The sequence below is a fragment of the Paraburkholderia heleia NBRC 101817 genome, from assembly GCF_000739775.1.
In the GTDB taxonomy this organism is placed as follows: Bacteria; Pseudomonadota; Gammaproteobacteria; order Burkholderiales; family Burkholderiaceae; genus Paraburkholderia; species Paraburkholderia heleia.
In genome coordinates this window covers 1-10,723 of record NZ_BBJH01000075.1, presented here as the reverse complement: position 1 = coordinate 10,723, position 10,723 = coordinate 1, and the positions used below count along the sequence as shown (strand labels likewise).

General features: G+C 57.1%; 12 protein-coding genes and 2 pseudogenes. 6 read left to right on the top strand and 8 right to left on the bottom strand.

Translation table 11 applies throughout. The features are described from left to right. Window positions 1-218 precede the first annotated feature (218 nt). Together BHE01S_RS35460 and BHE01S_RS35455 are read left to right on the top strand one after the other, a co-directional pair. Window positions 219-1,193: a LysR family transcriptional regulator gene (locus tag BHE01S_RS35460; RefSeq protein WP_084069610.1), complete on the top strand. Its 975-nt coding sequence runs from the start codon at window positions 219-221 to the stop codon at window positions 1,191-1,193. A gap of 75 nt (window positions 1,194-1,268) precedes the next feature. Further along, the gene (locus tag BHE01S_RS35455) at window positions 1,269-2,216 is read left to right on the top strand and encodes a GlxA family transcriptional regulator (protein WP_042273090.1); all 948 of its coding nucleotides are present in this window, start codon (window positions 1,269-1,271) and stop codon (window positions 2,214-2,216) included. Here BHE01S_RS35455 and BHE01S_RS39470 read toward each other — a convergent pair. From BHE01S_RS39470 to BHE01S_RS35445, 3 genes and pseudogenes are all read right to left on the bottom strand, one after another. Beyond that, window positions 2,213-2,650, bottom strand: coding sequence for an NAD-binding protein (locus BHE01S_RS39470; protein ID WP_052406257.1), 438 nt, complete (start codon window positions 2,648-2,650; stop codon window positions 2,213-2,215). The genes BHE01S_RS35455 and BHE01S_RS39470 overlap by 4 nt on opposite strands. A 21-nt stretch (window positions 2,651-2,671) precedes the next feature. Next, window positions 2,672-3,054 (bottom strand): annotated as a pseudogene (locus BHE01S_RS39465) (NAD(P)-binding domain-containing protein); the annotation flags it as partial. Window positions 3,055-3,114: 60 nt separating this feature from the next. Then, window positions 3,115-3,510 (bottom strand): tautomerase family protein, encoded by a 396-nt coding sequence (locus BHE01S_RS35445; RefSeq protein WP_042273075.1) that lies wholly within the window; start codon window positions 3,508-3,510, stop codon window positions 3,115-3,117. Between the two features lie 515 nt (window positions 3,511-4,025). Here BHE01S_RS35445 and BHE01S_RS37520 point away from each other — a divergent pair. After that, window positions 4,026-4,154: pseudogene (locus tag BHE01S_RS37520) on the top strand (DUF3363 domain-containing protein); the annotation flags it as partial. A gap of 105 nt (window positions 4,155-4,259) precedes the next feature. Here the strand turns inward: BHE01S_RS37520 and BHE01S_RS35440 are convergent. From BHE01S_RS35440 to BHE01S_RS35420, 5 genes are all read right to left on the bottom strand, one after another. Further along, the gene (locus tag BHE01S_RS35440) at window positions 4,260-4,601 is read right to left on the bottom strand and encodes an antibiotic biosynthesis monooxygenase family protein (protein ID WP_042273088.1); all 342 of its coding nucleotides are present in this window, start codon (window positions 4,599-4,601) and stop codon (window positions 4,260-4,262) included. A 77-nt stretch (window positions 4,602-4,678) separates the two neighbouring features. Further along, window positions 4,679-5,647: a quinone oxidoreductase family protein gene (locus tag BHE01S_RS35435; protein WP_042273072.1), complete on the bottom strand. Its 969-nt coding sequence runs from the start codon at window positions 5,645-5,647 to the stop codon at window positions 4,679-4,681. 24 nt (window positions 5,648-5,671) lie between these two features. Next, window positions 5,672-6,166 carry a YybH family protein gene (locus tag BHE01S_RS35430; protein ID WP_042273070.1) on the bottom strand — a complete coding sequence of 165 codons (495 nt, stop codon included), beginning with the start codon at window positions 6,164-6,166 and terminating at the stop codon, window positions 5,672-5,674. 9 nt (window positions 6,167-6,175) lie between these two features. Further along, window positions 6,176-6,667 (bottom strand): hypothetical protein, encoded by a 492-nt coding sequence (locus BHE01S_RS35425; RefSeq protein WP_052406255.1) that lies wholly within the window; start codon window positions 6,665-6,667, stop codon window positions 6,176-6,178. Window positions 6,668-6,756: 89 nt separating this feature from the next. Continuing rightward, window positions 6,757-7,203 (bottom strand): MarR family winged helix-turn-helix transcriptional regulator, encoded by a 447-nt coding sequence (locus BHE01S_RS35420; protein WP_042273082.1) that lies wholly within the window; start codon window positions 7,201-7,203, stop codon window positions 6,757-6,759. A 388-nt stretch (window positions 7,204-7,591) separates the two neighbouring features. Between BHE01S_RS35420 and BHE01S_RS35415 the strand changes: the two genes are divergently transcribed. The 3 genes from BHE01S_RS35415 to BHE01S_RS37515 all read left to right on the top strand — a co-directional run bounded on the left by BHE01S_RS35415 (window position 7,592) and on the right by BHE01S_RS37515 (window position 10,244). Then, window positions 7,592-9,046 carry an amidase family protein gene (locus tag BHE01S_RS35415; protein WP_042273068.1) on the top strand — a complete coding sequence of 485 codons (1,455 nt, stop codon included), beginning with the start codon at window positions 7,592-7,594 and terminating at the stop codon, window positions 9,044-9,046. A gap of 68 nt (window positions 9,047-9,114) precedes the next feature. Beyond that, a complete protein-coding gene (locus BHE01S_RS35410) occupies window positions 9,115-9,606 on the top strand; it encodes a DUF302 domain-containing protein (RefSeq protein ID WP_042273066.1) in 492 nt (163 codons plus the stop codon). 68 nt (window positions 9,607-9,674) lie between these two features. Beyond that, window positions 9,675-10,244, top strand: coding sequence for a TetR/AcrR family transcriptional regulator (locus BHE01S_RS37515; RefSeq protein WP_084069604.1), 570 nt, complete (start codon window positions 9,675-9,677; stop codon window positions 10,242-10,244). The last annotated feature ends 479 nt before the right edge of the window (window positions 10,245-10,723 follow it).

The following is a 10,723-nucleotide window of genomic DNA, read 5'->3' as shown; positions in this document are numbered from 1 at the left end:
CACGTCGACCGAAAACCTTGCAGATTCGTCCTTTAGAAGCGACTCCCGATTGGCCAAAATCGGCCCTGTAGTTGGATCCGCACGGCGTCTTGCCTCACGCAGGTGACCGACGGAACAAACCTGGACATGACAGAGCAAAGCCGACGAATATAGGTATTCGGCGACGCGAAGAAAATCATCGAGGAGATGGCGAAAGCCGTCGAATAAGCGGAGTTCCTATGGACCACCTTCAATCCATGCGCGCCTTCGCTGCCGTGGCGAAGCTCCAGAGCTTCACCAAGGCGGCGGACCTGTTGAATGTGTCGCGCCCGGTGCTGTCCCGCGCAATCAGCGAGCTCGAAGCTCACGTGGGCACCCGGCTGCTGAACCGGACGACGCGCACCGTATCGCTGGCCGAGGACGCGCGGGAATATTTCGACATCTGCGTGCAGATCATCGAATTGCTCGACACGGCGGAGCGCCGGCTCACGGACGAAACGATCTCTGAGTGCGGACCGATCCGGGTGATCGTCCACCCGCTAGCGGTCGCCTCAGGGATCTCCACCGTGCTGAACGCCTTTTCGGCCACGTCCGCCTGCGTCAAGCTGCACGTGACAATGCAGGACGCGCCACTGAATCTGATCGAGAGTGGATATGACGTCTCCCTCTATCCACCGGAGCTCATCCTCAACACCACGGTCGTCAATCGGGCGCTGTTCACGTCGCGATACGTGCTCGTCGCCAGCGAGCAGTACTTGCGCAGGAGCGGTTCGTTGCAATCGCTGTGCGATATATCGAAACACCGGATCGTCGACGGCAGGGAGTCAAATCCGAACCATCGCGATTCGCTCGAGCTTCACGACGACGCATGCTCGATCTCAGTAGGCAATGCGCACTTCGTCGTATCCGGACTGGTCGCGCGGGAACTCGCGCTGGCCGGAACAGGGCTCGCCATCCTTCCCGAACTTGCCGTTTCCGCCGACCTGGCGCGGGGCAGCCTGGTGCGGGTCGGATCGGCCGATGCCTTGAACCTCGGGGAAATTTCCCTCGGCCTCCAGTACCAGCGATCCACTTCGCTTCCCCGCCGCGTGCGCACCTTCATCGACGCCTGCCTGTCGTACTTTCGGGCGGTCGGCGCGTCGCACGACATGGATGGGCATGCCGGCGAAAGCGCGGCAGCGCCGAATCCTGCCGCGCATCACGCCATTGGATAACCCTCGACCACGGCCCGCGACGATGTCCGCTTTATGCTAGATTCAAACAATCAGGACATCCACGTGGCGGACGTCATGCATACCGTCGGACTCGTTGTTTACCCAAATTTCCAGTCGCTCGCGCTGGCCGTGGCGAGCGTGTTCGAGTACGCGAATCTGCTTCGCGGCGAGGAGGTGTACCAGTTCCGAATCGTGTCCGAGCACGGTGGAGCGGTGATGTCGTCGCAGGGCTTTTCGGTCAACACCGAACCGCTGGCCAAAGAAGGATATGACACGCTGATCGTCGCCGGCGACAACGAATGCCGGCTTCCATCGGCGACGCTGGTGGACTTCCTGCGTCGCGCACCGTTCCACTCGCGGCGCATTGCATCTATCTGCACGGGAGCCTTCGTCCTCGCAGCCGCCGGGCTCCTCGACGGGAAACGGGCCACGACGCACTGGTATCACGCGCGGGACTTCAAGAAGCAATATCCGAACGTGCAGCTCGACGAAGACCGCATCTTCGTCGTAGACGGTCAGGTCTGGACTTCGGCCGGCATGAGCGCCGGGGTGGATCTCGCCCTCGCGATCGTCGAAAGCGACTTCGGGCTGGAAACGGCGCGCATGGTCGCGCGCAAGCTTGTGCTGTACCAACGGCGCGGCGGCGGGCAGTCGCAATTCTCGACCTTGCTGGAACTGAACGCGCGATCGGACCGCGTACAAATGGCGCTGACCTACGCGAGCGAAAACCTGGCGAGCGATCTGTCGGTGGAACGACTGGCAGAGGCGGCACGTTTGAGCCCGCGCCAATTTAGCCGCGTGTTCCGGGAGGAAACGGGGCAATCCCCCGCCAAGGCGGTTGAACGGCTGCGCGTCGAAGCCGCGCGCCTGATGATGGAAACGACACGCCACCCGATCGAAATCATTGCGAGAGAAACCGGATTCGGTGACCGCGAGCGCATGCGCCAGGCATTCTTGCGCGCGTTTGGGCAACCCCCGCAGACCATACAGCGAGCCTCGGGCGTCGCGCCGCTCGTGAACTAGGACTTGTTGAGCCAATAGGCGGACAGGTACGCGCAGTCTTGCTTGCCCAAACCGTGAGCGCTCGCTTCGTCCATCGCGATGAGCGCCTGCGCGGCCGTGGGCAAGGCAATGCCGCGCGCCTGACCTTCGTCGAGCATGGAGCGCAGATCCTTGCGCATCGAATCGATATCGAATGTCGCGTCGATCGTTTTGTCGCCGGCAAGGATTGCCGCAACGGGCCCCGAGCGTGCCTTGAGCACGTTCGCCGCGCCGGCGGTGTCCGCGAAGAACTGCACCAGCCACGCTGGGTCCTTCCCAAGATGACGGACGAGCGCAAGCGCTTCGCCAAAGCTCTGCCAGAACACGACCAGCGGCAGATTGATCGCGAGCTTCGCTGCGGCTCCGGCACCCACCGGGCCCACGTGCTCGATCCTGCGGCACAGCTTTTCCAGCACGGGGCGCGCAGCCTCACAATCAGCCGCGTCGCCGCCTACCAGCCCGAGCAGCTGGCCGGTGCGCGCCGGCCCCGTCGTACCGCCGACCGGGCACTCGACGAACGTCCCGCCCGCCTGCCTGACGCCCTTCGCCAGCGCCTCCTGCTCATGCGGGCGAACCGTGCTGCGGCCAGTAGCCCGTCCTCGCCTTGGTACGCGGCTTGTACCGCAGCCGCATCGAACAGGATCGACACGACCGCGTCGCTTTGCTCGGCGAGTGCGCGAGGCGTATCGACCATTGGCAAGCCGGTCGCCTCCGCTTTGGCGCGTGAGCGATTCCAGACGACGACGTCCGTGCCCGTGTCCTTCAGACGCGCCGCGATCGCAGCGCCCATCTTGCCGATTCCGGCGATACCTACACGCATGATGAGGAGGTCTCCGTCGATGAAGTGTCTGGTCGGGCAAGCTGTTGCGCAACCCGCGATCTACTGCTCGCCGGGCGTCCACTCCGGGCTGTAGCCGCCAAGCGCCGGATGGTACATCTCGTCGCCGGAATGCTGCGTAAATTCGACATTGAGCCGGTCCTCGCGCACGCCGAGAATCTCCACGCAATGCGCGCAAAGCGCCTGCGCCACTTCCATGCGCTGCTCGGGCGGGCGGCCCCGTCGGATATCCAGCATCATCACGGCGACCGGGACTGGCGCTTCGCCCGCGTCGGCAATACGCCAGACGCCGCCTTGTCCCAGTTCCCGGATCGCGACGCTGATACGCCGAATATCGACCGACATCATCCGCGCATAGGTCTCGCTCAATTTGGCGGCAAGCAATTGCTTTGTTTCCACCGAATAGTGGTCGTTCACGTCTAGCTGCAGATAGGGCATGGTGTTCGGAATTCCTGGTGATTGATCGAACTCGTGCGGCATCGACCTGTTCAGATGCAGCCAGCCGATTCTGGCACCCGGCGCGCCACCGTCACAATGTCGGATACGCCATGATTCCGGACACTGCGCGTCGATCTGCGGCCTGCCGTCTACGAACCCTTACGGATTGCGGCCCGTCTCTCTCCCGATCCTCCTCGCCAGCAGCCTCGAGGAGGAAACGGGCTTGCGCGGCCTTTCGCGAGTCGCGATCAAGAGCGCAAGGACGATGGGCCGAACCGCCGATGCTCTGCCGGTCCACGCCAGCACCGAATCTGGATGACCAATTTGGGCCGGGGTTCGGACGTTCGATCCAGCGTCTTGGACTTCGCCAGGTGGCCGGGCACTGCCCGATGCGGTCGTCCCTAGCCGACCCACAAGGGACGGTCCAGCCAAGGCGAACGACATGGCCGCTTCCTGATTGACATCAGTCGTTGGACGTGCCTGAGACAGCAAATTCGTGTCAAGCAGGACGTCGCATGGGTTTTTCGCTGGTGCCGTGGAAGCCTGTTATCGAGAAACGGTTAGGGCAAAAGATCGTTGCGATCACATACGGCGGTGGCGTGTCCTGGCAGTTCGGACGACAACATGGTCTCAACATCGGCTGACGGTAAGAGCGAATGGCTAGATAAGCACCGCCGTTCTCAGAAGTCGAGTGCGTCGGATTTTAGCCTCTTGCGACCCTCCGAATTGCACGTCATCACCGTCGCGAATCAGCCACCGTTGGGTCCCGACGTCGGGGAAAAGATCTTCACCACGTTGTACATCCCTGGATCGAACTTCGCTATGGCTAGCGCCTGCTCCAGGTACGGTGACGCGACCGGGTTTGAACGCATTGCTCGATAGTGTTCGACGCTTTGCCATTGCGCATACATTGTCACTTTCGTGCCATCGACGCTGCTATGAAGAGCGGCGGAAATAAAGCCTGGTACGTGGCGCACAGATGTATCGGTGGCACGTGCAAGCAGGTTGACGAGCTCCTGTTGATTCGCTGGCTCGACCGTGAATACATTAATAAGAGTAACGAATTCGGTATTTTCGGCAATCGTGGTCATGTAAATTTTCTCCATTTAAGATTTCTATACAACGTGGCGCGGGTTTTTATCCAATGAACTAGCTACGCTGCATCCGTTCACGGGTACATAATTACCCGGCCAAAGGCCTGCCTGGACATCACGTAGGCATGTGCGGCCTGGGCTTCTTGCAATGGAAATTTCTTATCAATTACAACTTTCAGCTCCCCCGTCGCAACACGCTCCAATAAACTCTGCACGTTTGCATGAGTACGAACGTGCTCGGAGTCCAACAGCGTAGGAAAGAAGACGCCATGAAGGCTCTGATTTCCCCGCCAAAGGCTTACCGGGTCGAGCTTGTCCTGATTTCGGCCAGAAACTCCAACCGTAATAATCCGCCCTCTATATGCCAACGCCTGCACTCCACGCGCCAGGGTACTTCCTGCGACGCTGTCGAGAATAAGGTCTACGCCTCGGCCATCCGTCAGTGCCGCGACCTCTTTCACAAAATCATTTGTGACGTAATTTATTCCGGCCGTCATGCCATAGGACTTCAGACGCGAAAGGCGTGCGTCATCTGACGCGGTGGCATACACGATAGCTCCGGCACGATGGGCCAGTTGGATCGCGGCCAATCCTAGTGCACCTGCTCCTGAATGAATCAGTACCGATTGTCCGCTGACTAAATCGCCTGCGCCAAAAAGGCACTCGTGTGCAGTGCCCCACGCGACAGGTACGGCGGCGGCGATAGTCATATCGAGGGAGTCGGGAATCAGCCATGTGTCCGCGGCTGGCGTCGCCACTCTTTGTGCGTGCGATCCCCATGAAAGAACTGCTACAACACGGTCTCCCGGCTGGCGATCGCGTACGTTCTCCCCGATCGCCTTGACTATCCCTGCGCACTGATAGCCGACAATGTGCGGAATACGTACCAGAGGACGAATTTCTCGATTGATTAAATCGCCTCCTTCTATGGAGATGGCTCGTATCTCTATCAGTACGTCGTCAGGACCACATGCCGGTTCATCAACCGTTTCATAGCGGAACACATTCGGCGATCCATTTTCATAATACACGGCAGCCTTCATTTCCGTTCTTCTTGGATTCGACGATTACTGTGCTGCGATGGGAACGATCGAGCTGATCCGCCAGCCGGCCGCGGTGCGCACCGCAACCTCATAGACAAGGTACGGTGCTGTGCGTGCATCGGCGGTCGAATGCCCCAATGTGATCTGGGTGGGGGCGTAGAGCTGGACTACGTCCGGAGTCAAGGGAATCACGCGCAGTTTCGTCAGATCAGGCTCGAATTTCCAAACGCCTTTGAACGTTTCGCGGAAGTGGTCGATAAGGGCTGGCTTTCCCCAGAATTGGTACGGCCGCGCTACGAAGACAACCGGGTCTCCAAGATCATTCGGCGCAGCGAAGACCGCATTGAATGCATCAAGATCGTGCTCTGTCGCTGCCTGAGCCTGCCGCGCAAAAATATCCTGCACCTGTTGCCGATCTGCTTCGGTAAAAGTAGTGGCTGCGATGCAGGCACTTGATGCAAGCAGTGCGGCACAAGTAGCCGCGTAGTGCAGTGCGGCTTTGAAAGGCGTTTTCATCATGCTTTCTCCTTATTGCGCGGGTACGGGAAGAATCGCCGTAAATCGCCAGCCTTGCGACGTGCGCACGGCAAATTGATTGATCAGGTAGGTCGCAGTAGCGGCATCTTTGCCAGGAGCCCCGAGCGTCACTTTGGTCGGAACATAGATTTGAGCCGTTACCGCATTCAGCATGACCACGCGGCTACGCGTCATATCGGGCTCGAGATGCCATGTTCCTTTGAAGGTCTCGTCAAAATGTTTCATAACCTCTTTCTTTCCCCAGAACTGATAGGCTCGCGCGACAAACGAGACCGGGGATACTTCAGCGTCGGGACTGTCGGCCAAGACGCTGTTGAGTTTGGCGATATCGTGTGCGTTCTCTGCGTCGACTTGCGTCAAGAACAACGCGCGAACAGGCTCTCCGTCGTCGGATGACTTGTCTTGGGCATAAACCGCGGTATTTATCGCAGCCGCTGCCACTAGCATCCCGAACAAGTGTCGGATAAAAAATTTCCCAATCATGAAATAGCCTTATATGCCCATATTATCGATGCATCTTGAGGACGTGGGTGCGCCCGCTCGATGATTTCGGCTTTGCTGCTTGAATTTTTCTACTCAGGGACTTCTAGATCCAAGGTGGTGACGCGTTGCATTATCCGGCGCATCGCCAATGCATCCTCTTTACCGAAGGCCGCTTCGAATTGACGCTGGGCCTTTTCCCAGGCGACTCTGCCGGCAGCCTCTTTCGCCCGTCCGGCGTCGGTCAAGGTGATTTCCCTTTCCCTGCGGTCGTGTTTCCCGACCGTTATTAGGATTAATCCATCTCTCTCAAGTGGGCGCATGTTATGTCCCATCGTCGCTCGATCGGTGACTAGGGATTCGGCCAACTCGGCAATGGTGAGCACTCCCCGCGTGGCAAGCAGATTCAAGATCGCGTACTGAGTTATCCGCAAATCGGTCTGCGCCATACACAGGTCGTAAAACCGCCCCAGATGGCGTCCCGCCTTGCGAATGGCTGTGCTATTGCAGACTCCCGGAGAAAGGTCTTTCTGACTCATGGATCGAATCTGGCTGAAGAGTTGCGTCGATAATAGGGGCATATAAGTATATTTGTCAAGAGGCAGCGTCGTTGGCTTGAGCGCGATGGGCTCGACGGCCACCGGAGTGGTTCGAGTCAACACCGCGCGCTCGAACGAGGCACGGATGTGCCTCAGAAAGCCTGGCCTTCGTGTCTTGCTGGCACGAACTGGCACGCTCAGTTCGACGCCTTCCCGCCGTCTTCCAAGTGCCGGTCTCGCATCTCTATGCCCCTACCGATGCCCAGCGCTTGCACCTGCCAGCCTTTTAAATTATGATCGTAATATGTAAGTACGATCATAATTCAATGGCACCCCAAGGGGTGGGTACTAAACCAGCCATGAGTTTTTAAATAAGTGAGGTTATGCCATGCAGGAAAGAAATGAAGCGACCAGTACACCCAAGACCGACGCGCTTGCATCGCTTGGTCTCGCTGCAGCTGCTGAGGCCATCCGAAAGGGTGAAATCTCGTCTGAGTCGTATGCGAGCGCGCTGCTGCAGCGGGCGCGAGATCACGCCGACCTGAACGCGTTCATTACGATTGACGAAGATGCGTTACTGGAGGCTGCGAGGAAGGCTGATAAGGCCATCGCCTCAGGGGCAACCGCACCGCTTCTTGGTGTGCCCGTCGCGATCAAGGATAGTTATCTCACGGAGGGGCTCCGCTCAACCATTGGTTTGTCGACTCTGGATCGTTTTGTACCAGAGCATGACTCCGATGCGGTGCAGGCAATCAGAGACGGTGGCGGCATCGTTTTCGGAAAAAACAATCTGGTGGAAATGTCCTTTGGGCTGACCGGTCACAACGAAACCTACGGTCAAGCGAAGAACCCTCATAACGTAGATTACGTCTCCGGCGGATCATCCGGCGGTGGTGGTGTATCCGTAGCGGCACGTATCGTGCCGGCCGCCTTGGGCGGGGATACCATTGGCTCGATTCGTGTGCCGGCATCGTTCTGCGGTGTGGTCGGCTTCAAACCCACCACTGGCCGTTGGCCTCGTAGTGGCGTTGCACCAATTTCTCATACGCTTGATACCACCGGTGTGTTTGCCCGAAGCGTGGAAGACTGCATTCTGATCGATCGAGTCGTAACCCGGGATGAGACCCCCGACGCCAACGCGCATTCTGATCTTAAGGGCGTAACGCTGGCCTATGCGCCGCATCAATATCTGGAGCTGGTTGCTCCTGAAGTAGCAGCGCGGTTCAATGAAACCCTTCGTCAGTTACGCGATGCTGGCGCCAATGTGGTGGAGGTCGATCTTGGACAAGATTTCTCTAGCCGTGCTTTGTCTGCGACATGGAATATTTTCTTCCGTGAGACCAAGGCTGCGGTCGAAAAATTCATCCGTCAGAACAATGTACCCACCACCTTCGACGACATCGTTGATGGCCTGAAGCCAGGCTTGAAGAATGCATGGACTCATTTGGTGCTCCCGAACGGGCCAGGGTACATCTCCGACGAGGTCTATAACACTGCGCTGTCGGACGAACGCCGAGAAATAAAGCGTCGCTATGCCCAAGCATTCCTGAGCACCGGTGCTGAGGCGCTGATGCTGCCTACGACACCGGTTCCCGCGCCAATGATCGGGCAGGAGGACAAGATACTGCTGGGTGGTCAAGAGATGAGCCAGCTAGTAATTGCGAACAACACTATTCCCGCAAGCGCGGCTGGGCTTCCAGGCATTAGTCTTCCAATTGGCCTATCCAATAAAGGACTGCCGATTGGCCTTGAACTCGACGGTCCTTTCGGTCGAGACAGAGCGCTTCTGTATGTCGCTCGTCGCGTAGAAGCGGTGCTGGGTACGTTGTCCGCACCTATCTAATCGCAGCTCTAAAACAGAGCGCTCACCATTTCCGCAGCCTTGAAGGCTGCGTCATCTGAAGGATTGATATGTCAAAGAAAATTTATGAAGTAAAAATGATTACTGTGGAGCACGTCACTATTCGTTCGAATAATTCGTTTTCTGTGGTCCGGACCAAGTTAGAAGGGCTAGTTAGTCGTATCGATGACGGCATTTTCACTCTACTGCGTTATGGCGAAACTGTACGCGCATTGAAAGAACTTGAGGCGTTGCCCGTTCTTTCGATCTTTGGCTTTCGAGATCATGGCGCATTATTGGGAATTGCGGGTCCGCGACGTAATTCAATTCAATACGATATTGGTAATCCTCTTACTGCATCAAAAATGACGAAGCACGATATATCAGCGGGTCTTTATGCACCCATTCGTGTTCTTCTTCGTGAGGATTTGCACGGCGAGGTGTCTTTTGAGTATGACCGACCCATTTCGATGTTTGGACAATTTGAAAGCCAGGAGATTGACGATGTTGCCACGCAGTTGGATAAAGATCTTCGTGCTGTTCTGGAAGAGGCCGCGGCATGACCTCGTACACAGGAGCGCAAGGTACAATACACGATAGGTATCAGTTGTTCAATTGATTGGTGAAATTTATGCGTTTTGAAAAAGGTCATAAGGAAAGTACGCGTAGGCGCATCATTGAGGTCGCTTCAAAACGATTTCGACGAGATGGGATAGCGGCATCAGGTCTGGCCGGAATTATGGCTGAGTCAGGACTGACAAACGGTGCCTTCTATCCTCACTTTGACTCTAAAGAGACTTTGGTCAAAGAGGCCCTTTCAAGCGCATTGAATGATCAGCATTCTGCACTAACGAATGATAGGACAGGCCCAGCCAATATTGAAGAGGCTATTCGCCGTTATCTCAATAGATCGCATCTGTTAGGTTGTGATGAGGGGTGTCCTTCCGCGGCCTTGCTGCCCGAGATTGGTCGTCAATCTGAATCGACAAAAAAAATGTATGAGGAAGCGTACCGCTCATACATTGGAGGCTTGGCAATGTTCCTCCCTGAACCTGAGTCCGCCAAAAGTCGACGTCAATCAGCAGCTATTTTTGCGTTAATGGTCGGTACTATTCAGATTGCTCGCGCTGTGTCAGACCCACAACTTGCCGAAGAAATTATGGAGAACGGAGTGCAGGCAGCGTTGAAGTTATCTCGCTAGTGAGATGTATATCGGTGATTTTAGAACCCACGTCAGCTGGTAATGTCAGATTAATAACTGAATCTTCTGAGAATATAGCCGCACCGAAAGGCGGGATTTCGACCTCGGTGGACAGCGAAGTACGCCCGCTCGGATGACTGGCTGTGCGGAGTGAAGGGGCGTTCGACGCCTGACTAGCGTAGCGACTACCCGACCTCCGCATCCCACTAGACGCATAAAATTCTGCCGCCGGAATTTTTCACTAACCGTGTCAGCGGCTGCCCAATCGTCGACCAAGGTCTTAATGTTGGCCTCGATGAAGTCTGCCAAGTCCATTTGAGCCTCCTATCGGTCGGCGCGGGTTCCTCTGTTCCGCACCCATCAGACGTTGCAGGGCAATTTTACCCGTCCCATATTGCCTGCGCGTGCGGATGTCCGGTAACGACTGCAGAACCGTCCGCCGAATGTCGGTTCAACGACGCTTGTGAACGGCGGCTCGT